Origin of the sequence: Roseovarius aestuariivivens (assembly GCF_004761875.1) — a bacterium.
Taxonomy (GTDB): domain Bacteria; phylum Pseudomonadota; class Alphaproteobacteria; order Rhodobacterales; family Rhodobacteraceae; genus Roseovarius; species Roseovarius aestuariivivens.
Genome location: NZ_SJEY01000005.1, coordinates 168282 through 192463 on the forward strand (window position 1 = coordinate 168282; position 24182 = coordinate 192463).

21 protein-coding genes are annotated in these 24182 nt (G+C 65.6%); 7 read left to right on the top strand and 14 right to left on the bottom strand.

Annotated elements, in window-relative coordinates; all coding sequences use genetic code 11:
- The first annotated feature begins 1 nt into the window (after window position 1).
- Complete coding sequence (pdxA, locus tag EZV60_RS09970; protein ID WP_135505004.1) at window positions 2-982, top strand: 4-hydroxythreonine-4-phosphate dehydrogenase PdxA; 981 nt, start codon at window positions 2-4, stop codon at window positions 980-982.
- Window positions 979-1827, top strand: coding sequence for a 16S rRNA (adenine(1518)-N(6)/adenine(1519)-N(6))-dimethyltransferase RsmA (gene rsmA / locus EZV60_RS09975; RefSeq protein WP_135505006.1), 849 nt, complete (start codon window positions 979-981; stop codon window positions 1825-1827). The genes pdxA and rsmA overlap by 4 nt, the downstream gene beginning before the upstream one ends.
- A 48-nt stretch (window positions 1828-1875) precedes the next feature.
- Here the strand turns inward: rsmA and EZV60_RS09980 are convergent, their stop codons facing one another.
- The 3 genes from EZV60_RS09980 to prfA form a co-directional block, all read right to left on the bottom strand.
- On the bottom strand, window positions 1876-2451 hold the full coding sequence (locus EZV60_RS09980; protein WP_135505008.1) for a DUF4167 domain-containing protein: 576 nt from the start codon (window positions 2449-2451) through the stop codon (window positions 1876-1878).
- Window positions 2452-2685: 234 nt separating this feature from the next.
- Window positions 2686-3525 carry a peptide chain release factor N(5)-glutamine methyltransferase gene (prmC, locus tag EZV60_RS09985; RefSeq protein ID WP_135505010.1) on the bottom strand — a complete coding sequence of 280 codons (840 nt, stop codon included), beginning with the start codon at window positions 3523-3525 and terminating at the stop codon, window positions 2686-2688.
- Complete coding sequence (gene prfA / locus EZV60_RS09990) at window positions 3522-4571, bottom strand: peptide chain release factor 1 (RefSeq protein WP_135505259.1); 1050 nt, start codon at window positions 4569-4571, stop codon at window positions 3522-3524. The genes prmC and prfA overlap by 4 nt, the downstream gene beginning before the upstream one ends.
- 64 nt (window positions 4572-4635) lie before the next feature.
- On the opposite strand from prfA, the gene EZV60_RS09995 reads away from it, so the two are divergent.
- On the top strand, window positions 4636-4935 hold the full coding sequence (locus EZV60_RS09995) for a hypothetical protein (protein ID WP_135505012.1): 300 nt from the start codon (window positions 4636-4638) through the stop codon (window positions 4933-4935).
- Here EZV60_RS09995 and EZV60_RS10000 read toward each other — a convergent pair.
- From EZV60_RS10000 to EZV60_RS10010, 3 genes are read right to left on the bottom strand one after another with little or no spacing between them, the layout of a single operon-like run.
- Window positions 4876-5289 carry a DUF1499 domain-containing protein gene (locus EZV60_RS10000; protein ID WP_135505014.1) on the bottom strand — a complete coding sequence of 138 codons (414 nt, stop codon included), beginning with the start codon at window positions 5287-5289 and terminating at the stop codon, window positions 4876-4878. The two genes, EZV60_RS09995 and EZV60_RS10000, sit on opposite strands and share 60 nt — an antisense overlap.
- Window positions 5290-5320: 31 nt before the next feature.
- Window positions 5321-6298, bottom strand: a complete 978-nt coding sequence (gene speB, locus EZV60_RS10005; RefSeq protein WP_135505016.1) for an agmatinase — start codon at window positions 6296-6298, stop codon at window positions 5321-5323.
- A 55-nt stretch (window positions 6299-6353) separates the two neighbouring features.
- A complete protein-coding gene (locus tag EZV60_RS10010) occupies window positions 6354-7517 on the bottom strand; it encodes a M20 aminoacylase family protein (protein ID WP_135505018.1) in 1164 nt (387 codons plus the stop codon).
- A gap of 62 nt (window positions 7518-7579) precedes the next feature.
- On the opposite strand from EZV60_RS10010, the gene mazG reads away from it, so the two are divergent.
- Complete coding sequence (mazG, locus tag EZV60_RS10015; protein ID WP_135505020.1) at window positions 7580-8392, top strand: nucleoside triphosphate pyrophosphohydrolase; 813 nt, start codon at window positions 7580-7582, stop codon at window positions 8390-8392.
- Between the two features lie 119 nt (window positions 8393-8511).
- Window positions 8512-9555, top strand: a complete 1044-nt coding sequence (locus tag EZV60_RS10020) for a hypothetical protein (protein ID WP_135505022.1) — start codon at window positions 8512-8514, stop codon at window positions 9553-9555.
- Between the two features lie 23 nt (window positions 9556-9578).
- Here EZV60_RS10020 and EZV60_RS10025 read toward each other — a convergent pair whose 3' ends face one another.
- Window positions 9579-10385, bottom strand: a complete 807-nt coding sequence (locus EZV60_RS10025) for a DUF2189 domain-containing protein (protein WP_135505024.1) — start codon at window positions 10383-10385, stop codon at window positions 9579-9581.
- 149 nt (window positions 10386-10534) lie between these two features.
- Between EZV60_RS10025 and EZV60_RS10030 the strand changes: the two genes are divergently transcribed.
- Window positions 10535-11026, top strand: a complete 492-nt coding sequence (locus EZV60_RS10030; protein ID WP_135505026.1) for a hypothetical protein — start codon at window positions 10535-10537, stop codon at window positions 11024-11026.
- Window positions 11027-11031: 5 nt separating this feature from the next.
- On the opposite strand, the gene EZV60_RS10035 is transcribed toward EZV60_RS10030, so the two are convergent.
- The 4 genes from EZV60_RS10035 to EZV60_RS10050 form a co-directional block, all read right to left on the bottom strand.
- Window positions 11032-12450: an amidase gene (locus EZV60_RS10035; protein ID WP_135505028.1), complete on the bottom strand. Its 1419-nt coding sequence runs from the start codon at window positions 12448-12450 to the stop codon at window positions 11032-11034.
- Window positions 12451-12473: 23 nt separating this feature from the next.
- Entirely contained in the window at window positions 12474-13634 is a 1161-nt protein-coding gene (locus EZV60_RS10040) for a M20 aminoacylase family protein (RefSeq protein ID WP_135505030.1), read from the bottom strand.
- Between the two features lie 14 nt (window positions 13635-13648).
- The gene (locus EZV60_RS10045; protein WP_135505032.1) at window positions 13649-15463 is read right to left on the bottom strand and encodes an ABC transporter ATP-binding protein; all 1815 of its coding nucleotides are present in this window, start codon (window positions 15461-15463) and stop codon (window positions 13649-13651) included.
- 70 nt (window positions 15464-15533) lie between these two features.
- Window positions 15534-18002, bottom strand: a complete 2469-nt coding sequence (locus EZV60_RS10050) for a penicillin acylase family protein (RefSeq protein ID WP_135505034.1) — start codon at window positions 18000-18002, stop codon at window positions 15534-15536.
- Between the two features lie 77 nt (window positions 18003-18079).
- Here EZV60_RS10050 and EZV60_RS10055 point away from each other — a divergent pair, with 77 nt between their 5' ends.
- Window positions 18080-18952, top strand: a complete 873-nt coding sequence (locus EZV60_RS10055) for an NAD(P)-dependent oxidoreductase (RefSeq protein WP_135505036.1) — start codon at window positions 18080-18082, stop codon at window positions 18950-18952.
- A 321-nt stretch (window positions 18953-19273) separates the two neighbouring features.
- Here EZV60_RS10055 and EZV60_RS10060 read toward each other — a convergent pair whose 3' ends face one another.
- Genes EZV60_RS10060 through EZV60_RS10070 form a run of 3 tightly spaced genes read right to left on the bottom strand, consistent with a single transcriptional unit; the run spans window position 19274 to window position 24172 of the window.
- Window positions 19274-20566 (bottom strand): aspartate aminotransferase family protein, encoded by a 1293-nt coding sequence (locus EZV60_RS10060; RefSeq protein WP_135505038.1) that lies wholly within the window; start codon window positions 20564-20566, stop codon window positions 19274-19276.
- 4 nt (window positions 20567-20570) lie between these two features.
- Window positions 20571-21719, bottom strand: a complete 1149-nt coding sequence (locus EZV60_RS10065) for a mandelate racemase/muconate lactonizing enzyme family protein (protein ID WP_135505040.1) — start codon at window positions 21717-21719, stop codon at window positions 20571-20573.
- Window positions 21716-24172 carry an FAD-dependent oxidoreductase gene (locus EZV60_RS10070; protein WP_135505042.1) on the bottom strand — a complete coding sequence of 819 codons (2457 nt, stop codon included), beginning with the start codon at window positions 24170-24172 and terminating at the stop codon, window positions 21716-21718. Before EZV60_RS10070 ends, EZV60_RS10065 begins: the two co-directional genes overlap by 4 nt.
- Window positions 24173-24182 lie beyond the last annotated feature (10 nt).

A 24182-nucleotide genomic window follows, 5' to 3' on the forward strand; every position in this document is an offset into this window, starting at 1 on the left:
TGTGACCCTGCCCGTCGCACTGACCTGCGGAGAGCCTTCCGGTATCGGCCCCGAGATCGCCGCACGCGCGTGGGCCGTGCTTCGCGAGACGATGTGTTTCTTTCTGATCGGGGATGCCGAGCATGTGCGGGCGCATGTCGGCGAGGACGTGCCGGTGGAGGTGATCGACCGGCCCCGCGCCGCGCCGGGCGTCATGTCCCGCGCCCTGCCGGTGCTGCAGCATGATTTCCCGGGCGATCTGACGCCCGGAACGCCGAACCCTGATCACGCGCAGGGCGTCATCGACGTGATTGCGCGTGGCGTGAAACTGGTCATGGCCGAGCGGGCCGCCGCGCTCTGCACCGCGCCTATCCACAAAAAGGCGCTGCAGGACGGCGCCGATTTCGCCTATCCCGGCCATACCGAGTACCTTGCGTCGCTTGCCGGGGTCGAGCGGGTGGTGATGATGCTGGCCTCGGAGCAGTTGCGCGTGGTGCCGGCGACCATTCACGTTCCGCTGAAGGACGTGCCCGGCGCGCTCTCACCGGAGGTACTGGAGGAGACGATCCGGATCACCCGGCGGGCGCTGAAGCGGCAGTTCGCCATCGCGTCGCCGCGTCTGGCCATTGCTGGACTCAATCCGCATGCGGGCGAAGGCGGCAAGATGGGCCGAGAGGAGATCGAGATCATCGAGCCGGTTCTGGAGAAGCTGCGCGCGGAGGGCATGGACCTGATCGGGCCCTTGTCGGCCGACACGATGTTTCATGCCGCGGCGCGGTCGGGCTACGACGCGGCGATCGCCATGTATCACGATCAGGCGCTCATTCCGATCAAGACGCTCGATTTCGACCGGGGCGTGAACATCACGCTTGGCCTGCCCTTCGTGCGCACCTCGCCCGACCACGGAACGGCGCTTGATATCGCGGGCAAGGGGGTGGCGAACCCAAGCTCTCTGATCGAGGCGCTGCGGCTGGCCGCGACGATGGGCGCAGCCCGGGCGTGAGTGGCATCGACGACCTGCCCCCTTTACGAGAGGTGATCGCGGCGCATGGTCTGTCGGCGAAGAAATCGCTGGGGCAGAACTTTCTTCTCGACCTAAACCTGACCTCCAAGATCGCGCGCACCGCGGGCGATCTGACCGGCGCGGACGTGCTGGAGGTGGGGCCCGGTCCGGGGGGCCTGACGCGGGGTCTTCTGGCGTCTGGCGCGCGCCGGGTCGTGGCGGTCGAAAAGGATGCGCGCTGTCTTCCGGCGCTGGCGGAGGTGGCCGCGGCCTATCCCGGTCGGCTCGAGGTGCTGAACGAGGACGCGCTTGCGCTTGACCCGCTGGCGCATCTGACGCCGCCGATCAAGGTTGTGGCGAACCTGCCCTACAATGTGGGAACCGAGCTTTTGGTGCGCTGGCTGACCTCCGAAAGCTGGCCGCCCTACTGGCAGAGCCTCACGCTTATGTTTCAGCGCGAGGTGGCCGAGCGGATCGTGGCGCAGCCGGGGTCCAAGACCTATGGGCGGCTGGCCGTGCTGGCGCAATGGCGCACGGAGGCGCGGATCGCGATGCAGCTGCCGCCCGGGGCCTTCACGCCGCCGCCGAAGGTGTCGAGCGCGGTCGTCCACCTGACGGCCCTGCCCGCGCCCCGCTTCGAGGCCGATGCAAAGGTCTTGCAGGAGGTCGTGGCACGGGCGTTCAACCAGCGGCGCAAGATGCTGCGGGCCGCGCTCAGGCGATTGGGGCCGGATATCGAGGACAGGCTCAAAGACGCAGGCATCACCCCGACGCAAAGGGCCGAGGAGATCGGCCTGGAGCAGTTCTGTGCGCTGGCACGGGCAGTGGCGACGCGGACGAGCTAAGAGGGCATCGGGCCGGTTGGCAGCACGGCCACATCCGGCCGGAAGATGTCACTCGGCCGCGGCGGGCGGTTCGTTGCTGCCGCTGCTATCGTCGGTGTCTTCGCCGGCTTTCTTGCGCGGCTTGCGGGTGCGCTTGGGCTTGGCCGGCGGTTCGTCGGACTTGCTTTCCGGCGTCTCTACAAGGCCGCTGTCCTCGTCTCCGGAATGGGCATCCAGCACGTCGGGCTGATCTTGCCGACCGCCGGAGTTCGATTCGGACTGGTCGGAATGGTCGCCACCGTTCGATTCCCGTTCCTGGCGTTCGGCGCGTTCCTTGTCGCGCTCGGCCTGACGTTCGCGGTTCTGGCGCTCCTGCTCCTCGCGTTTCTGGTCCTGCTCTTTTTGAGCGGCCCCCAGAAGACGCAGGTAATGCTCGGCATGCTGTTGGAAATTTTCCGTGGCGACGCGGTCGCCGGCCAGCTGGGCATCACGGGCCAGTTGGTTGTACTTGTCGATAATCTGCTGCGGCGTGCCGCGCACCTTGCCCTCGGGTCCTGAGCTGTCGAACACACGGTTGACGACATTGCCCATGCTGGAGCGGTTGCGGTTGGACTTGTTCCGCGAACGTGACTTGGATGATCTCATAACTGAATTGTCAGCCCTATTGCGTTATCGCCGTTCGATCCGGGAGGCGCCCGATGCGCCGAAATGAACCGGAACTCATGTGCTGGCTTGGCGTCAGGCAGGACTGCCGCGAGGGCGTCCGACACCTTGACGTGGGTTCAGTAAACATGACGGTCCCGATTTCACAAGAGCAAAGCGCGCTTTTTCGGTAAATTCCCGCTTTTCTGTCGCGAATCCGGCCCGAATCCGCCGGCATTAGCCGGTCCAGAGGCCCAAAACCACGCGGTCGCGCCCTTCCAGATCGTGCCGGATTTCGACCGCGGCAAAGCCGGCCGCGTCAAACATAGCCGCAACCTCGGCGGCTTGCCGCCAGCCGATTTCCACCATCAGGCGCCCGCCCGGACGCAAATAGGCCCCCGCCCGGGGCACGATCGCACGATAGGCCGAAAGCCCGTCAGCCTCGTCGGTCAGCGCGCCGCGCGGCTCGAAGGTCAGCTCGGCGCTGAGTTCCGGCAGTTCTTGCACCGCGATATAGGGCGGGTTCGAGACGATGAGATCGAATGTGCCTTCCACGTTCTCGAACCAGGAGCCGCACAGGAACATCGCCCGGTCCGACACCCCGAGCCGCACCGCGTTGCGCGCCGCCACGTCAAGCGCCTTGCCGGAAATGTCGGTGCCCGTGCCGGACGCCGTGGGGCGTTCGGCCAGCAGGGACAAAAGGATGCAACCCGACCCGGTGCCGAGATCGAGGACGTGATCGAACGACGTCTCAAGCGCTGCGGCCACGAGCGTTTCGGTATCGGCCCGCGGATCGAGCACGTCCGGCGTGACCTCGAACTCATGCGCCCAGAAGGCGCGGTATCCGAGGATATGCGAGACCGGCTCTCCCTTCGCGCGCCGCCGGGCGTATTCCACATAGCGGGCGACCACCGCGTCGGTCAGCGCATCGGCGTCGAGCAGCGACAGGCGCCCCGGCGCCACCCCCGCCGCCGCGGCCAGCAACCTGCGGCGGTCGCCCGCGTCCGTGCAAGCGCCCTGGGCGAGCACGCGGGCCAGCGCGGAACCGGGTGGCTCCGCCCTTGTCGACGCGCTCATCCGTCCATTTCCGCCAGCAAGGCGGCTTGGGCATCCGCCGTGAGCGCGTCGATCACCTCGTCGAGATCTCCCTGCATGACCTGATCGAGCTTGTAGAGCGTGAGGTTGATGCGGTGATCGGTCATGCGGCCCTGCGGGAAATTGTAGGTTCGGATGCGTTCGGACCGGTCGCCGGAGCCGACCTGCGCCGCACGGCTGGCGGAACGTTCATCATGCGCCTTTTGCCGTTCGATGTCGTACAGCCGGGTCTTCAGCACCTGCATCGCGATTTCGCGGTTGCGGTGCTGGGATTTCTCGGAGCTGGTGACCACGAGGCCCGTGGGCAAATGGGTGATCCGTACCGCCGAGTCGGTGGTGTTCACGTGCTGACCGCCCGCGCCCGAACTGCGCATCGTGTCGATACGCAAATCGTTGGGGTCGATCCTGATATCGACATCCTCGGCCTCGGGCAGCACCGCGACCGTGGCCGCCGAGGTGTGGATGCGTCCACCGCTTTCGGTTTCAGGCACGCGCTGCACGCGGTGCACGCCCGATTCGAACTTGAGCCGGGCAAAGACCCCGTCGCCCTTGACGGTTGCGATGACCTCCTTGATGCCGCCAAGCTCGGTTTCGGCCTGCTCGACGATATCGAAGCTCCAGCCTTTCGCCTCTGCGTATCGCTGGTACATGCGCAAGAGGTCGCCGGCGAAAAGTGCAGCCTCTTCACCGCCGGTGCCGGGGCGGATCTCGATGATGGCGGGGCGCGCGTCGGCCTCATCGCGCGGCAGAAGCGCCAGCCGCAGGCGTTCTTCCATCGCGGGACGCTCGGCCTCGAGCGTTTCGAGTTCCTCGCGCGCCATCTCGGCCATCTCGGGGTCGTCGAGAAGCGCGCGGGCGCCCTCGATATCCTCGAGAAGCTGCCGATAGGCCCGGATTTCCGCGACCACCGGGCGCAAATCGGCGTATTCCCGCCCCAGACGGGCCAGGTCGCCGCCACCCTCGGCCATCTGCGCCTCGATATACTCGAAACGTTGCGCGATCTCGTTCAGTCTGTCCAAGGGCACCATGAAAAGTTTCGTGTCGCATTCAAGGGGTATGGTCAAGGCCCTGGCTTATGCTAAAATCCGGAACATGAAACGGTTTTTTCTGTGTCTACTGCTGGCCGGTCCCGCGATGGCAGGCGCAGCCATGGCCGACGCGACGATCGGGGGCAAGACGGTCGATTGTTACTGCACCGACCGCCAGGGTGACCGCGTCGAGCTGGGGGAAACCATCTGCCTGACGGTGGATGGCAAAAGCTTCATGGCGCAGTGCCAGATGTCGCTCAACAACCCGATGTGGCGCAAGATCTCGGACGGGTGCCTGTCGTCGTCACTGCGCGAGCCGCGTCAGCCAGGCGTCGAGACGGGCGGCGTTCACCCCAAGATCTGACTTGCCGAAGCGAAGCCGCGCGAACAGCACGATCTGCCCCTCTCGCAGGCCCACCGTGGTGTAGTCGGGAAACCCGAAGACGGTGCTGCGGGTGACATAGGTGATCTTGCCTTCCTCGACCGAGCCAGCCAGATGGGTCGTGCGGGGATGCGCGCGCGCGATGGCGTCAAGCTCGGCAAGGGTTTCACGATCGCCGTCGATTACCCGCACCGCCTGCGCCGCCCCGGTACCCGGCTCTGCCCCGGGGGGCAGGACATGCCAGCGCGCCGGATCGGACGGCACGAGGCGCATCGCGACCGCCAGCCCGACAAGCGAGAGGGCGCTGACCGCGAAAAGAGTCCAGAGCCAGTTCATGCCGCACCGCCTTTTGGGGATCCTGCCATCGTCATGCGCCCGCCCCGCGCCGGTGGCGCCAGCCCCAGAGGCAAATCAGTTCCATTACCACATGCGCCCCGGCGACGGCGGTGATGTCGCCGTGATCGAAGGGGGGCGACACCTCGACCATGTCGCCGCCCACCATCTTGATGCCCGCAAGGTCCCGCAGGATCGCAGCGGCCTGCCAGCTGGCCAGCCCGCCCCAGACCGGCGTGCCGGTGCCCGGCGCGAAGGCGGGATCGAGGCAGTCGATATCGAAGGTCACATAGGTCGGCGCGTCGCCCAGGATCGCCCGGATGCGCGCGGCGGCCTCGGCGGGGCCGGCCTCGTGCACCTCGCGCGCGGTCAGGCTCGCGACGCCGAGCGTGTCGGCATTGACCGTCCGGATCCCTACCTGGACGGACCGCGCCGGGTCGATGAGCCCCTCTTTCACCGCCTTGTAGAACATCGTGCCGTGATCGATCCGGGTGAGGTCGTCGTCGGGCCATGTGTCGGAATGGGCATCGAACTGCAAAAGCGAGAGAGGCCCGTATTTCTCGGCATAGGCGCGCAGGATCGGGAAGGAGATATAATGATCGCCCCCGATGGCGATGCTGGCCGCGCCGGCGGTCAGGATTTCCCGGATATGGGCGGTCAGGCGGTCGGGGAACACCGGCAGGTTGGCGTAATCGAAGGCGATATCGCCGTAATCCACGATCGCCAGCTCCTCGAGCGGGCTGAACCCATCCCAGTAGACCGGCGGATCGAAGGGCTGCAGGGTGCTTGCCTCTCGCACCGCGCGCGGGCCGAGCCGTGTGCCGGGCCGGTTGGTCACCGCAAGATCGAAGGGCACGCCGGTGATCGCAAGATCGACCCCGGCCAGCGCCTTGGTATAGCGCCGCCGCAGGAAGGACGGCACGCCGCCGAAGCTGTTTTCGTGGGCGAGCCCCTTCAGATCGTCGCGGGTGAAGGCGAGATCGACCTCGGTTGCCGCATCTTTCAAAGCCATGTCTGATGCCCTTTCACGCATCGGGGTGGGTGGGCGGGAGATGCGGGAAAGGGCATCATGCCGCCGGCTGGAGCCGCTCGATCAGGCGCGCGAAGAACGACGCGCCGAGAGGGGCCACCTCATCGTTGAAATCAAATCCCGGGTGGTGCAAGCCCGGACCGGGGCCCTGGCCCAGAAAAAAATATGATCCCGGCACCACATTCAGCATGTAGGCGAAATCCTCCGCCCCCATCTCGGGCGGGCGGTCTGTGTTGACGCGGGCCTCACCCACGAGCTCTGCCGCCACCGCGGCCGCGCGGGCGGTCTCGGCCTCGTCATTGATCGTGGCGGGATAGCCGCGGTCGATCCGGAGCGTGGCGGCGACACCGTAAGAGGCCGACTGGCCCGAGACGATATCCGCCAGACGCCGATGGGCCATTTGCTGCACCTCCGGCTCGAAGCTTCGGATCGTGCCGTTGATATAGGCGCGTTCGGGCACGATGTTCTCGGCGCTGCCTGTGTGGATTTGCGACACCCCGACGACCAACCGCGCGCCGCTCAGGAGATTGCGGCTGGTGATGGTCTGGATCGCCTGCACGATGCCGCAGGACGCCACGACCGGATCGCGCGTCTCATGCGGAAAGGCCGCATGCCCGCCCTGCCCCGTGACCTCGATATGAAACGTGTCGACGGCGGCCATTATCGGCCCGGGACAGGTGGCGAAGCGCCCCGCATCGATCCCCGGCAGGGTATGCAGCGCGTAGATGCGCTCGATCCCGTGGCGCGTCATCACGCCCTCCTCGACCATGACGCGCGCGCCGCCGGGCCCTTCCTCGGCAGGCTGAAAGATCAGGACGACGCGCCCGCTGAAATTGCGCGTCTCCGCGAGGTAGCGCGCCGCCCCCAGAAGCATCGTGGTATGCCCGTCATGCCCGCAGGCATGCATCGCGCCGGGTATCTCGGAGGCATAGGTCGCCCCGGTCTCTTCCTCGATGGGCAGCGCATCCATGTCGGCGCGCAGGGCCGTGACCGGGCCGTCGCCCTGCCCCTCGATCACCGCGACGACGCCCGAGGTCGCCACGCCGGTCTCGATCCGGGTGATCCCGAAGTCGCGCAGACGCTCTGCCACGAAATGTGCGGTCTCATGACAGTCAAATCCGATCTCGGGACGCCGGTGGAGCGCCTGCCGCCATGCGGTCAGGTCCTCGGCAAACCCTGCGATACGATTGATGACGGCCAAGCTCTGGACTCCTGAGAGTGGGATGGGCAGGTTCCAGTAACGCCAGAAAGGACGCCGCTGCAATGCCCGATGATGCGCTTATCCACGACCCGAAGGGCGGCATGGCCCGCCTGCGCGAGATCATGCGCCGCCTGCGCGACCCCGAGACGGGGTGTCCATGGGATATCGAGCAGGATTTCGGCACCATCGCGCCCTACACGATCGAGGAAGCCTATGAGGTGGCCGACGCGATCGAGCGCGAGGCGTGGGACGAGCTTCGGGACGAGCTGGGCGATCTTCTATTCCAGTCGGTTTTTCATGCCCAGATCGCCGAGGATCGCGGCCTTTTCGATTTCGAGGATGTGGCCAATGCGATCGCCGACAAGATGGTCGAACGGCATCCGCATGTCTTCGGCGCGGAAAGCCGCGACAAGTCCGCCGAACAGCAGACCCGCGACTGGGAGGCGGTGAAGGCCGCCGAACGCGCCGCAAAGGCCCAGACCGGCGTGCTGGATGGTGTGGCGGTGGGCCTGCCGGCGCTTTTGCGCGCGATGAAGCTGCAGAAGCGGGCCGCGCGGGTCGGGTTCGACTGGCCCGAGACGACGCAGGTGCTGGACAAGATCGTCGAGGAAGCGGGCGAGTTGACAGAGGCGGCGCAGGATCTTCCGCAGGACAAGATCGAGGAGGAGATGGGCGACCTTCTGTTCGTCATGGCCAATCTCGCGCGGCACCTGAAGGTTGATCCCGAGCAGGCGCTGCGCCGCGCCAACGCCAAGTTCGTGCGCCGGTTCACCCGGATCGAGGCGCTTCTGGCCGAGGCCGGAAGACGGCCGGAAGACAGCACGCTGGAAGAAATGGACGGCCTGTGGAATCGCGCCAAGGTGGAGGAGCGATGACCGGGGATCGGGCCCGGCGGGACGCCCTTGTGACGGCCTTCGCGGCGCGCTCTGACCTCGCGCGGCTCGACGTTCTCCTTTTGACGCCGTGAGATCATGACGCAATGACAGAGCCGGCGATGCCCCAGCCCGCCGTGACGCGCACGCCCGACACCGCGGTGGAGGTCGTTCTTCATATCGGCATGCACAAGACCGGCACGACGGCCTTTCAGAGATGGATGCAGCAACACGAGGCGGCTTTGCGCGAGATGGGTGTGCTGGCGCTTGCCTTGCCCGTCGATCTGCTGGCCGGGTATCCGGACGCCTACGACCCCGACGCCGCGCAGCGGTATCTGGCGCAGGCACGGGCCGGGGAGCTAAATCAGATCGTCATCTCGCACGAAACGCTTAGCCAATGCGCTGTCGGGGATTTCGAGGAGCTGCGCCGCGCTTTCGGGACCGCGCCGGTGCGCGTCGTGCTTACGCTTCGGCATTGGTGCGGGTTCCTGCCGTCCCGCTGGGCGCAGAACTGTCGGCGCCGGGACACGATCCCGTTGCCGGATTTCCTCGAAGCGCTGCTGACGGATCCGGGATCATTCGATGAAACCCGTCCCGACAGAGTTGTCGCACGGGCGCAAGCGGGCGGATTCGACAAGGTTGAGATCGTGTCGTTCGACGCGTCACTGGGCCAGGATGGCCCGCTTGCGGCGTTGGTGAGGGCCTGCATGCCGACATCCGCTCTGGCGCTGTCGCGGCAAGACGCCGAAAAAGTGAACCGAAGCCTGCCGCCGCTTTCATCCGAAATCCTTCGCCTTTTCAACGCCATCACGCATGAGCACGAGGGCGGTCATGGCTGGCCAATGGGCGCCGGTCTGAGGATCAATCACGGTGGCTATCGACGTTACGATCATTTCGGCGCGTTCGTGCGGCTGCGGCGCGATCCCACCGCTGCGTTCCGCAGGTTGTCGGCATTGGTGGCGGAGACGATGGCGCCGCTGACGCTTCTGCCGGAGCAGTTCGAGGCGCTCAGGCAGCCCGTCGAAGAGCGGCTTGGTCCGCTTTGCGTCAATGCGCGGGGCGATCTTTTTCCCGAGGTGCAGTCCAAGACCATTGACGTTTCGCGCCTGACGGCCGGTGATCTTCCCGCCGATTTGAAGACCCGGATCTTCGACGCCATCGCGTGACATCCGGTCGGGTCTGTCACGCGCTAGGCGTTGAGGCCATCAAGCCCTGGCGCGGTTTCGCCCGCGGTCACGATCTCGCGGTAGAGATGCCACGTGGCGTGCCCCAAGAGCGGGAGGACGAGAAAGAGGCCCAGAAACGCGGGCAGCATCGCCAGAAAGGTGAGCCCCGCCACGATCACGGCCCAGAGAAGCATCGGCCCCGGCGAGCCTGTCACCGTCTGGAAGGACGTGATCATCGCGGTCACGAAATCCACTTCGCGATCGAGCAGAAGCGGCAGCGACACGACCGTGATCATGTAGAGCAACAGCGCGAAGGCCGCGCCCACGCCGGTGCCGACCGTCAGCATGCTCAGGCCCTCGGGCGTGGTGTAGATCTCATAGGAGGTCGACACGTTGGTCATCGTCGAAAAGCCGAGAAAGAGCGCGAAGATCATGTGCGCGAGGAAGAACCAGAAGAGAAACATCACCACGATTACCGCGCAGATCGACGGAAGCTGCCGTTTGCGTTGCTGCGCGATGACACCGAAGATTTCCGACGGGACAAGATCGCGCCCCTGATCGAGCCGGTGGCTGACCTCATAAAACCCCACGGCCGCGAAGGGCCCGATCAGGGGAAAGCCGACGGCGGCGAAGGTCAGCCAGTAGGTGTGACCGGTGATCCAGGTGATCCAGATCATGAACCAGCCGATGCCGACATAAACGCCCGAGAACACCAGGGCATAGCCGGGCGCGCGCCACATGTCCCGCCAGCCTTGCCGAAGCGCGCGGAAGATCATCTCTACCGTCACCGCACCCATGGGCGGCACGCCAAGCGGTCGTGTTTCCGACATCGTCTCCTCCCGTTCCCGTCAAGGATAGCGGCAGGGCCTGCCGCCAGCCAAGCCTTTTCCTTTCCCCGGCCCCGCCCGTGTCGCGCCGGCTCGATTTTCGGTTTGGATTGTGGTCTAGTCCTTGACGTATCAAGGGAAAGGACGACGCGATGAACTTTATAGCACCTCTTGCGGCCCTCACCATGGCCCTCTCCATGGCCATGACCGCGAGCGCGGCCTGGGCCGAGGCCTTTACCGCCGATGGCGTGGCGAAGGGACAATCATCCACCGAAATCATCGAATTGACAGGCGATCACACGGTGATGAATTCGCGGATTTCCTATTCGGCCTTCGAGATGGAGGACGAGACCAACCCGATGAATCAGCTCAAAGGGCCCTGCTTTGGTGTGCTCGAGGCGCGCGGCGCCGCAATGCAAGGCAATGGGGTTTGCGTGCTCGAAGGACTTGAAGGGGATCAGGTCGTGCTGGGCTGGGTCGCGCGCCGCATGGATCCTCAGGGGCGCATCGCCGGGTACTGGACGGTCAATCACGGCACGGGAACGTGGCTTCAGGCCTCGGGGGGCGGCACGTTCCTGTCGTCGGTCAACCCCGCGAATGGCGCCGCGACCAACACGTTGAAAGGCGCCATCACCCTGCGCTGAGCGGGTCAGAGCCCCTGCAGGACGGGCGGGCGTGTCTGTGGCCAGCGGGTCGCGCGGTGATAGGCTTCGGCCAGCGACAGCAGCCGGGCCTCGCTGCCCGGCCGTCCGATCAGCTGCACGCCCATCGGCAGGCCCGCGTCCGAAAAGCCCGCGGGCATCGCCAAGGCGGGCAAACCGATGAGTGAGGCCGGCACCACGACCTCCATCCAGCGGTGATAGGTGTCCATCTCGTGGCCCGCGACCTCGCGCGGCCAGGTCAGGTCGACCGGGAACGGCCAGACCTGCGCCGTGGGAAGCGCGACCGCGTCACAGGTCTCGAAAAGCTCCAGCGCGCGACGATACCAGTCGGACCGTTGGGTGCTGGCGTTCTGCACCTCTTGCGCGCTGAGCGCGCGGCCCCGTTCAATTTCCCAGATCGCCTCGGGTTTCAGGGCGTCGCGGCTTTCGGGATCGTCGTAAAGCGCGCCAAGCCCTGCATTGAGGCCGAAACTGCGCAAGGTGGTCCAGCTGTTCCAGAGCGTCTCTCGCGGGATGGGCGGCGCGAGATCCTCGATCCGGGCGCCGTCTTGCGCCAGCATTTCGAGAGCGGCGCGGCAGAGCGGAAGAATGCCGTCTTCCATCGGCCATGCACCGCCCCAATCGCCGAGCCACCCGATCCGGGCGCCCGATGCGGCGGGCTCGACCGGGCCGACCGGCCCCTCGGCACGGCCGAAGGGCTGATCGGGGTCCGGACCCGAGATCACGTCAAGCAACAGTCCCAGATCGCGCGGACTGCGCGCCATCGGGCCGTTGGCGGAGATCGGATGCAGATATAGATCGCCGGCGCGCGCCCCGGGCACCCTGCCCCATGTCGGGCGGAAGCCGTAGACGTTGTTCCAGCCCGCCGGATTGCGCAGGCTGCCCATCATGTCGCTGCCATCGGCCAGCGCCAGCATGCCGGTCGACAGCGCCACCGCCGCCCCGCCCGAGGACCCGCCGCAGGACCGGTCCGGCGCGTAAGGGTTGCGGGTGGCGCCGAAAACCGGGTTGTAGGTATGGCTGCCGATGCAGAATTCCGGCGTGTTGGTCTTGCCGATGATGATCGCACCCGCGGCGCGCAGACGCGCCACATGCGGGCTGTCCTGGCGCGCGGGCGTCTTGCCCAGAAGCGGCGAGCCGTTGACCGTGGGCAGGCCTGCCACATCGAAGAGGTCCTTGACCGCGATGGGCATGCCGTGCAGCGGCCCCTCGGCCGGGCCGTTATCCGCGGCGCGCGCCTCGGCCAGCAGAACGCCCGCGTCCCGCAGGGACACCAGCGCGTTGACCTGTGGATTGACCGTCTCGATCCGCGCCAGCGTGGCGCGCATGAGTTCTTCCGCCGACAGCTCTTTGCGGGCAAGCATGCCGGCCAGATCCGCCGCGTCGCAGGCCAGAATATCGTCCATGGTGTCTTCTCCGTCGCCTTGTCTCAGGCGGGCATGCGCTGTTCGACGATGCCCGCCCACCAACTGCAACCGGCGGGGATCACGTCGTCATTGAAATTGTATTCCGGATGGTGCACCGGCGCGCTGTCGCCGTTGCCGACGAGGATATAAGCGCCCGGGCGTTCCTCCAGCATGAAGGCGAAATCCTCGCCCCCCATGACGAGCGGAGCATCATCGCATTTTCCGCTGACCGTGCGCGCGACCTCGGCCGCGAACGCGGTCTGGTCGTCGTGATTGACCATAACGGGGTAGTTGCGTTCGTAGTCGAGCGTGATTTTCGCACCGAAAGCCGCGCCAACATGTTCGCACAGCGCGGCCATCCGCGCCTCGGTCATGTCGCGCATCGCCTCGTCCAGCGTGCGGACCGTGCCCATCATGGTCACCCGGGACGGGATCACGTTGAAGGTGTGCGACGAGCTTTGCATCGAGGTGACCGACACCACCGCCTGCCCAGTCGGGTCGGCATTGCGGCTGACAATGGTCTGCAGCGCGGTGATGAGATGCGCCGCGACCACGCCCGGATCGATGGTCTCGTGCGGTTTGGCGGCGTGACCGCCCTTGCCCTCGACCACGATGTCGAACTTGTCGGTGGCGGCGAAAAACGGCCCCGGGCGGATGGCGAACTGGCCCTCGGGCACGCCGGGCCAGTTGTGCATGCCGTAAACCTCCTGCACGCCGAACCGCTCCATCAGGCCGTCCTCGCACATCTCGCGGCCGCCGCCGCCGCCCTCTTCGGCGGGCTGGAAAATGACGATGCAGGTGCCGTTGAAATTGCGGGTCTCGGCGAGATACTGCGCCGCGCCCAGAAGCATGGCGGTGTGCCCGTCATGGCCGCAGGCGTGCATCTTGCCCGGAACTTTGGAGGCATAGTCGAGCCCGGTCGCCTCTTCTATCGGCAGGGCGTCCATATCGGCGCGCAGGCCCACGACCTTGCCGGACCCGGTTTCGCGTCCCCGGATCACGCCGACAACGCCGGTTCTGCCCAGACCGGTCACCACCTCGTCGCAGCCGAAGCTTTGCAGTTTTTCCGCCACCAGCGCGCTGGTGCGGTGCGTGTCGAACAGCAGTTCGGGATTTTCGTGCAGATCCCGGCGCCAGGTTGCGATCTCGTCGTGCAATTCTGCAAAGCGGTTCTTGACCGGCATGGCGTGTCCTTTTTTCAGTAGCCGCAATCGGTGATCAGCACGTGATGCCCCGGGGCCACCTCTTGGTAGGCGGACGGGACCGGGACGTGCCCGATGGGGTGTATAGGTGACGGATTGGGGCGGAAATTCAACACCTTTTCCCCCGGACGCTGACCGGGGTCGGCCACAGGCACGGCGCGCAGCAGCGCCTTCGTATAGGGGTGGCGCGGGTCGTAGAGCACCGATGCCCGGGGGCCGATTTCCACGATCCGGCCCAGATACATGACCGCCACGTCATGGGCCATGCGTTCCACCACCGCCATGTCGTGGCTGATGAAGAGGTAGGACAGGCCAAGCTCGGCCTGCAGTTCGAGCAGGAGGTTCAGGACCTGCGCCTGCACGCTGACGTCAAGCGCGCTGACGGCCTCGTCCGCGACGATAAGCGCGGGATCGAGCGCGAGCGCGCGGGCAATTGCCACGCGCTGACGCTGACCGCCCGAGAGAGCATGCGGATAGCGGTCCAGATACGACTCGGGCAGGCCCGCGCGGGCAAAGAGCGCGGCCGCCTTCGCCTCACGCGTGGCGCGGGTGCCGCGAGAAAAATTGCGCAGCGGTTCAGTGACCTGATCGCGCAGGCACATCTGGGGATTGAGGCTTCCGAACGGGTCCTGGAACACCATCTGCATGCCCGCCCGGGCGCGACGCAGCGCCGCCGGGCCGAGTGCGGCAAGGTCTGTGCCGTCCAGCGTGATCCGACCCGCGGAGGGGTCTACCAGGCGCAGGATCGACCGGCCGACCGTGGATTTGCCGCAGCCGGATTCGCCTACCAGAGCGAGCGTTCTGCCACGGTTGAGGGTGAAGGATACGTCCTCGACCGCGTGCACCTGCGCGATCCGGCGGCGAAAGACCCCGCCCCGCACGGCAAAGCGCGTGCAGAGCCCTTCGACGGTCAAAAGCGGCGTGTCGGTGCCGCGCACCGGGATGGGCGGCGCCGCACCGATCTTTGCGAACGGTTCGGGCCAGCGTTTGTCGCGCATCTCTCCCAACCGGGGGACGGCGGCGAGAAGACGTTTTGTATAGTCGTGACGGGGATCCGCGAAAATCCGGGCGACCGGCCCTTCCTCGACCTTGCGCCCGTTTTGCATCACCACGACGCGATCGGCGATCTGCGCCACGACGGCCATGTCATGGGTGATGAAGAGAACCGCCGCGCCGGTTTCCCGCCGAAGCCGGTCGAGCAGCGCGAGGATCTCGGCCTGGATGGTCACGTCGAGCGCCGTTGTCGGCTCGTCCGCGATCAGAAGGCGCGGATGACAGGCGAGCGCCATGGCGATGACCACGCGCTGACGCTGGCCGCCGGACAGCTCGTGCGGGAATTGCCGCAAGCGCCGCTCGGGCTCTGGCAGGCGCACCTGTCGCAGAAGGTCGAGCGCGCGGGCGCGCGCCCTGGACCGGCTGAGGCCCAGATGCTGACGCAGGCCTTCGGTCAGTTGTCTTTCGACGGTCAGCACGGGATTGAGGGCCGTCATCGGTTCCTGAAAGATCATACCGATCTGGTTGCCGCGGATCTTGCGCATCTCTTCGGCACTGAGCTTGGCAAGATCCGTCTCCTGACCGTTCCCGCGGTCGAAAAGGATCCGGCCGCCGGAAATGTCGCCCCCGTCGAACCCGATGAGCCGCATCAGGGCCAGCGCCGACACCGATTTGCCAGAGCCGCTTTCGCCGACAAGGCAGACCGTTTCCCCGGCCCGGATGTCGACCGACAGATCCTCGACCCCGGTCACCATCTGGCCGGACCGTCCGAAGGACACGCGCAGGTTTTCGAACCGGGCAAGGGGCTGATCCAGCATCCGGGGGCCTTACTTGGGCAAGATTATACCGCACGCTACCGGGGGTCGGGCCGCCGGTCAAACGCGCGACCTATTGGGGGATCAGGCGCGTGATCCCGACCGATGCGGCCCGGGCCAGCTGAGCATCGAGCGACATCGGAATATATTCGCCCCGGCGCCAGAGCTGGGCCAGATCGTCGTAATGACGGCTGAGGAAATGGCCGGACTGCCCGGTGGAGGAGATGAAGACGCTGCTGTCGGGATCGGTGAAATCATAGACGCCGCGATATCCTGCCCCATGCACGTTGAGAAAAGGCTCGGGCTCGGTGCCTTGGGTGCGCCCGCGCAAAAGCGTGTGATCCCCGCCCGAGGTCGATTGCCGGATATTCACGAAGTAGCGCAGGAGCGGCACCTCCCCCAACACCTGGTGGTCGTGCGTCGCCTGATGCGCATCGCCCCAGCGCAGGCTTTCCAGCGCGGTACCGTAGCGTTCGTTGATCCACACCAGCGCGTCGTCCAATGCGAGGCGCGCGATGTCGACGCAGGTTTCCTGCGCCGTGGACTGGCGCACGTCGCACCACGCGGCTGCGCCGTCAATGTCCCGGTAGACCCGTTCGAGGAAGACCGGATCAGGATGCGGAAACTCGGCCGCCAGCGGGCCGAGATCGTCGAGGATCAGCCGCTGCTGCAGCGCACGCAGCCACGCTGCGTAGATCAAGGGTTCCGGCAGATGTTCGTTCATCTCGCCATTCCAGCTTGACAGAAGATCAAGCGCGCGCTGGCGCTGGCGTTCGGGCGTGCCCTCGGGTGCGGCTTCTCCGGTGAACCAAAGATCTTTGCCGATCAGCGGCAGAAGCGAGCGCGCGGTGAAGCTTACCGTGTCGAGCTGCGCCTCGATGAAGCTGTCGCGCGTGTGCACCTGCCGGGTCTGCATCAGCCGTCGCCAGCGATAGACCCGCTGGGTGTCGCCCCAGGTATAGCTCACATGCAGCGGAAAGGGCCGGTCCACGGTCTTGTTGTTGGTGTTGCCCAGAAGGCCCCCTGCGGGGTTCACGAATTCCGGGTTCGCGGAGTAGGCGGCCGCCCCCTGCCAGCGGTTCTCGCGCAGCCAGCCCCGGCTGGGTCGCCGTCCGAGGCTTTCGTGATCGGCGTCGCGCCGCGGCATCACGCCGACCATTTTCATCGCGATCCGTCTCTCGTCGACCAGCGTCAGGTTCAGCGACGGCGCCACGTAAAGCCGCCCGGCCTCCAGCCCTTCGCGTACCGAGGTGGCGCGCATCAGGGCCATCGCCGCGCTCATCGTCGTGTCGCTGTTCGATAGCGCGGTCCAACTTAGCGCCGCCACATGCCCCGCCGGAGTGATCTCGGCCAGATCGTAATGCGTGCCGGGCAGGACCGGGCCGTTTTCGGTCCAGCGCAGGGTGAGCGTGATCGGCGCCTGATCCTTGATCCGGATGATCGAGCTTTCCGTGCGGAAGGGCTTGTAGCCTTCCGGGGTTAAATATTCCTGCGGGTTCTCAGGGTTGAGACGCTCGATGAAAAGGTCCTGGTCATCCATGTAGGACGAGGTGATGCCCCAGCCCAACTGAACCGACCGTCCGGCAAGGATGGCGGGAATGCCAGGAATCGTGCCGCCGATGACCCCGCCCGACGACAGGTCCATCCGGGCCAGATACCAGATCGACGGCGCGGAAAAGCCCAGATGCGGATCGTTCGCCAAAAGCGTCCCGCCAGAGGCCGAGCGTTTGGGCGCGGCCGCCCATGCGTTGGACGCGCCGGCGAAGGCGCGTTTGTGGAAGGGCGAAAGCGGGTGATCGGGCACGCCCGGCCCCGTGCTCTGGGCGAACCGGGTGCCAGAGGGAAAGAGGCTCGCGTAATCGGGCAACGCCGCCACGCCGGATCCCGGAGACAGCGGCAGAATATCGTCCAGCCGCGTCTCGTCCTCGAGCGCGAGCGAGGTGCGCGCGTAAAGCACCTCTTCCTCGAGATGCGCGGAAAGCTGCAGCGCCATCAGTTTCACGATGGCCAGGGAATCGGCCGGTTGCCACGGCGCCACCGGGGCGTTGAACATAAACATTTCCGGCGCACCACGCCCCAGCGCATCCTGGTTGATCTCCTGCAATCTGGCATTCACCCCCGCCGCGTAAGCCCGGAGTGCGGCCTGCGTGGTCGCATCCTGCGCCTCGACCGACGCGCCTGCCAGCCCATAGAGATCGAAACGCCGCATCAGCTTGTCGATCTCCACCGTGCGCAGGCCGAACACCTCGGACAGGCGGCCCTGCGCCGTCCGGCGCTGCATCACCATCTGCCAAAGCCGGTCCTGCGCATGCGCGTAACCGAGACCGAAAAAGGTATCCGCGTCGGTCTGACCGAAGATATGCGGCACGTTGGCATTGTCGCGCACGATCTCGACCGGCGCGGAAAGGCCGGTCACGGCCACGTCCTTGTCGTACTCGGGCAAGGAGCGCGAGAGCAGGTAATAGGCGCCCAGCACCACGAGCAGGGACAGCAGGATGAGCCCGCCCGCCAGCCGGATCAGCCATTTGAAGACTTGCGCCATGCCTGCCTCGAATTACCTTGCATCCCCGGGTCGGGATAGTCAGAAATCCGGACCGAGACAATGGGGAGAGATGAAAGATGGCGAAGCTGGCATTCCTTGGCCTTGGCGTGATGGGCTATCCGATGGCGGGACACCTTCAGGCGGCGGGGCACGATGTGTGCGTCTATAACCGCACCGCATCGAAGGCCGAGGCGTGGGTCGCCGAGCATGGCGGGCGGATGGCCCCGACCCCGCGCGAGGCGGCCGAGGGCGCCGATTTCGTGATGTCCTGCGTGGGCAACGATGATGACCTGCGCAGCGTCTGCACTGGCGAGGACGGCGCGTTCGCGGGCATGAGCAAAGGCGCGATCTTCGTCGATCACACCACCGTTTCTTCCATGGTGACCGAAGAGCTTTACGCCGCCGCCAAGGAAGCAGGGCTCGGCTTTGTCGACGCGCCCATCTCGGGTGGTCAGGCGGGGGCCGAGAACGGCCAGTTGTCGATCATGTGCGGCGGCGACGAGGACGTCTATGCCAAGGCCGAGCCGATCATGAACACCTATGCCAAGCTGTGCCGGAGGATCGGCGAGAGCGGCGCGGGCCAGACCACGAAGATGTGCAACCAGATCGCCATCGCGGGACTGGTGCAGGGCCTGTCCGAGGCGCTGCATTTCGCCGAGAAGGCGGGGCTCGACGGGCGCGCGGTGGTCGAGGTGATCAGCCAGGGCGCGGCCGGAAGCTGGCAGATGTCGAACCGCTACGAGACGATGCTGGACGATCATTTCGAGCATGGCTTTGCGGTCGACTGGATGCGCAAGGACCTTGCGATCTGCCTCAACACCGCGAATGAGAATGGCGCGTCCCTGCCCGTCACGGCGCTGGTCGATCAGTATTATAAGGACGTCCAGAAGATGGGCGGCGGGCGCTGGGACACCTCGAGCCTGTTCAAGCGGCTGCGCAAGCTGGGCTGAGGGCGGCGCGCCCTTACCTTGCTTGCCCTATGCTGGTTGGACAGGAGCGCGCAGTGCGGTCGGCAGGAGGCGTGGAGACAAGACGCGCGCTGCAGAAACCGGCGTGTTTGGGCGGCAAACGGGCGTTCAGTGGATGATCCGTCGACGACTGAGTGGGGCTTTGCGGGTTTTTGAGCAGCGTATGCGAAAGTTTGGTCGGATGCGCGCTTAGGTCGTACCGTGAGAGCATCCACAGATCACACATTCGAAAAGTGCCCGCGCCTTTGAAGTGACACTCACCTAGTCCTTTCGCCACGCGGAGGATGATCGTGCCAAAGAAGACTAGAACGCGTTTGGTCGATATTCCGACAAAGCGTTTGCCGCGTGCTGGAAAGCAGACCGGGTCAATTCCAGATCGTCGGAGCTTAGGGCCAGCGATGGGTAGAGTTTTCCCTGTGACTTAAAGACACCGTTGGCGCGCAATGTGCTGTTCCAGCGCTCGTTGATCTTCGGATCGCTGTGTTTTGCGCTTCGGTAATCTATCGGCTCCGCTTCTGTGAAGAAGATGTCGAACAGGGTCGGATCGCCACAAATGCGGTGGGTGATCCCCCGTTCGGTCAGCGCGGCGGATTGCATATCCATCAGGGTTTGGCCCAGGTCACGCAGACGCTCATATTGTCCCGGACGCCGGAGGATTTCCATCGTTTTTAGACCTGCGGCCGAGGCCACCGGATTGCCCGAGAGCGTGCCGAGCTGCATGAGCCACTTGTCCGCCCCCACAGTGGCCTTGTCGAAATGCGCCATGATCTCGGCGCTGGCGCCAAGCGCGGCCAACGGAAAGCCGCCGCCGATAATCTTGCCCAACGTGCAAATGTCGGGCGTGACGCCATAGCGTTCCTGCGCACCGCCATAGGCGAGGCGAAAGCCGGTGACGATCTCGTCGAAGATCAGGAGCACGCCATGCCTGTCACACAAGTCGCGCAGGCCCTGCAAAAAGCCGGGCCTTGCCGGGATGATACGCTGCAAGGGCTCGACGATGATGGCGGCGATATCGTGATGCTCGGCAAGCAAGGAATCGACCGCCGCAAGATCGTTGAAGGGGGCGATGAGCATGTCGTCGGCCACACCCTGCGGGATGCCCGCGCTGTCGGGCACGGGCGTGGGAAAGTTGACCTCGCGGGTGGGGGCGAGGCTCATTTGCGCCTCGGCGGACATGCCGTGATAGCCGCCCTCGAATTTCAGGATCTTCGGCTTGCCGGTATAGGCGCGGGCAAGGCGGATGGCGTACATGTCCGCCTCGCCGCCGGATGTGACGAAGCGGACCTGCTCACAGCACGGCACGGCCTCGACTATGGCCTCGGCCAGTGCGATCCCCTTCGCATTGTTGGCGAAAAAGGTCATGCCTTTGGGCAGTTGTTCCAGAACGGCCTCCATCACTTCCGGGTGGCCATGACCCAGAAGCATAGGTCCGGACCCGATCAGGTAATCCACGTATTCGTGACCGTCCTCATCCCAGACGCGGGCCCCCTCGCCCCGGGCGATGACGACAGAGGCATCGAAATTCCCGAATCCGGCAGCGGGCAGAACCTCGCCGGCGCGGGCGATCCAATCGGCTTGGGTGTATATGCGGTTCATGGGGTCAATCCAGTATCAGATCGGGCGGGCCAAGGCGGTCTTTGTCGATGGTAACGCCCAATCCCGGGCCCACGGGCGGGGCGATGCGGCCTTTCGCGCGCGTCGGAGCGTCCGGCGCAAGACGCGGGCGGACATAGCCCGAGAGGTCACAGACGTTCAGAAGACGGCTGGGTGGGGTCGCGGCCCCGAGATGCAGCGCCGCGGCGGTCACGATATCGCTGCCCCAGGTACATTCTATGCACATCTTCGCCCCAAGGTGCAGGCACAGATCGCGCGCCCTGCGCGTGGCCGAAAGCCCGCCGAATTTCGACAGTTTCAGCGCGACCGCGTCCATGATGCCCAGCCGGTGCGCCTGCAGCAGCGAGGCCGTGTCATGCGCCAGTTCATCCAGCTTCATCGGCAGACCCGTGGCCGATTGCACCCGCGCGCAATCTTCCAGCGTGGCGCAGGGCTGTTCCAGCATCACATCGAGATGCGCGGCACCCCGGCCTACGCGGATCGCATCGAGGGTGGTCGTACCACAGTTCCAGTCGCCGTAGACCAACGGACCGGGGCCGACCGCTGCGCGCACCTTTGCCAATCGTTCGACATCGGTTTGCCAGTCGCCAGACGCGCCCAGCTTGGCCTGAAACTGGGTGATCCCCTGCGCCTGCGCGTCGCGGGCCATGCGGGCCATGTCATCCGGCTCGACGCAGGTGATGGAATGGTAGAGCGGCAGTGTCTCCTGCCGCTGTCCTCCCAATAGGGCATGGACGGGCAAGCCTGCTGTCCGCCCCGTGATATCCCAAAGCGCGATGTCCAATGCAGATTTTGCATAGACATGTCCGGGCAGAAAGGCCTCGGCCTTGGCCATCAGCGCCTCTGCGCCCACAGGATCGCCCCCGAGGATCACGGGCGCCAATTCCTGCAGGGCGGGCGCCACGCCGCGGGCATAGGCGCGCAGGTAATGCGGGATCGGACAGACCTCACCCCACCCTGTCAGACCGGCATCGGTGTCGAGGGCGATGACCACCGTTTCCACCGTGTCGCAGGTTTTGCCATCGGCCATGTAATAGACCGTGTGGCTGGTCAGCGGCACATGCCAGAGGCTGAGCCGTGTGATGCGCTGCCCGGCAACGATGGTCGTCAGCGCGGGGGCGGCGATCCGGTTCACTCGGCGGGCTCCTGAACCACATCCGTGCGCGGTGCCAGGCTTTGCGGATCGTAGGCCGGCTCACCCAGCACACGGGCGGCGCGGGGTTTGCCGTGGATGATCACCTCGAGCGCGGTGCCTGGGGCGGCGGCCTTCGGTTTGATGTAGGCGAAGGCCAGGATTTTTCCGACCGTGTGACCATAGACCAAGGAGGCCGTGGACCCGACCACCGCGCCATCCAGCGTTACCGCTTCGCCGCCGTGGCCGTCGATCCGGCCGTCCGGCTCAATCTCCAGATAGGCGCAGACCCAGGGCAGATCGGTGTTCAACATCTTGTCCTTGCCAAGATAGTCCTTGTCCGTCCGGGCAAAGCGCAGCACATCGGCCTCGGCCAGCGTGACCTCGTTGGTCAGCTCGCCCGCGCCCTTGAAGCCTTTCTCCATCCGCATCACGTTCATGGCGAAGCTGCCGTAGTCGGCGATTCCATGTGCGACACCCGCGTGCCAGAGTGCGGCGTAAACCTCTGCCATCGCCTCGAAGGGCATGTGCAGTTCCCAGCCCAGCTCACCGGCGTAGGACATGCGGAAGGCCCAGACATTGTGTCCGGCGACGGTGATCTGCTGTGCCGAGAGCCAGCGGAAAGAGGCATTGTCGAGCCGCGCCTTCGTGCAGGCGGCCAGAACGTCACGCGACCGTGGCCCGTTGAGCGACAAAGCCCCCCAACTGTCCGACAGAGCGATGATCGTCACGTCCCCTGCTTGTCGCTGTTGGGTCAGGTGATCCAGCAAGCGTTGCTCGAAGAATGCCGCGCAGACCAGATAGAAGCGATCCTCGGCCATGCGCAGGATCGTGGTTTCCACCTCGATCCGGCCCCGACGGTTGAGCATGTGGGTCAACGTGATGGCCCCCACCTTCTGCGGAATCCGGTTCGCTGTCAGCCGGTCAAGCAGGCCGTAAGCATCCGGCCCCTCGACCAGCACCTTGGTAAAGGCGGTCACATCCATGATCCCCACGCGCTCACGCACCGCCTTGACCTCGGCGGCGACCATGTCGTCCACCACCGTGCGGCGGAAGGAATAGTGATCTTTCTGCGCCACGCCCCCCTTGGCGAACCAGCGGGGGCGCTCGAACCCGTAGACCTCTTCGAAGACCGCGCCCTTGTCCTTCAGCACCTCATGGAGCGGCGACGGTTTGATCGGGCGCCCGGCAAGGCGGTTGAAATGCGGGTAAGGGATTTCGTGGCGCAGGCAGTAATCCTCTTTGGCCTTAATCACTTGCCAGTCCTTGGTGGCGTAAGACCCGAACCGGCGCGGATCATAGTCGCGCATGGAAATATCCGCCGCGCCATGGACCATCCAGCGCGCCAGTTCCCGGGTCAGCCCCGGGCCCCAGCCGATCCCGATCTGGGTGCCGCAACAGCACCAGTAATTGCGCACACCCGGCGCGGGACCAATGAGAGGATTGCCATCCGGCGGGTGACTGATCGCGCCGTGAACGTCCCGGCTGATGCCAAGCTCGGCGAAAATCGGCATCCGGTTCAGGCTTTCCTCCAGCCACGGCATGACGCGGTCATAATCCGCCGCAAACAGCTCGTTCTCGGCCTCCCACGGACAGTGATCTTCCCAGACGGTGTTGGGATTGGCCTTCTCGTAGATTCCGATCAGGCCCCGTTTCTGCTCCATCCGGATATAGCCAGACACCTTGCGGTCATCGCGGATCACCGGCAGCTCCCGGTCGAGATCGCGGAATTCCGGCACCTCCTCGGTGACGAAGTAATGATGCGTCATCGACGTCATCGGAAGTTGCAGCCCAGACCATTCGCCCATCTGCCGCGCATAGGTGCCGCCTGCGTTGACCACGTGCTCGGCATGGATCTTGCCCTGCTCGGTCTCGACCACCCATTCGCCGCTGGCCGGCTGCGTGATATTCGTGGCGCGGCAGCGGCGGATGATCCGCACGCCCTTGGCGCGGGCGCCGGCGGCCATGGCCATGGTCACGTTGGTCGGGTCCACATGCCCATCGTCCGGCGTATGCAGCGCCCCCAGAACACCCTCGAGATTGTAGAACGGATGCAGCTCTGCCACGCGGTCCGGGCCAACCAATTCGATGTTGAACCCCAGCGAGCGCCCGACCGACAGCGTGTGGCGCAGCCAGTCCATCTCGTCCTCGGTATAGGCCAGCCGGAACGACCCGCAGCCGTGCCACGTCACCGCCTGGCCGGTCTCGGCCTCCAGCGCGCCGGAATAAAGCCCGATATTGTAGTCCACGCATTTGCCCAGCGAGAAGCTTGAGGTGGAATGCGTGATCTGACCGGCGGCGTGCCATGTGCTGCCCGAGGTCAGTTCGGCCTTTTCCAGCAGCACAACCTCCGGTCCCCAGCCCTCATGCGCGAGGTGATAGGCAAGTCCGACCCCCATCACACCACCGCCGACGATGACCACGCGGGCGTGACCGGGAAACTGTTTGTCCGACATCGTCGCATCC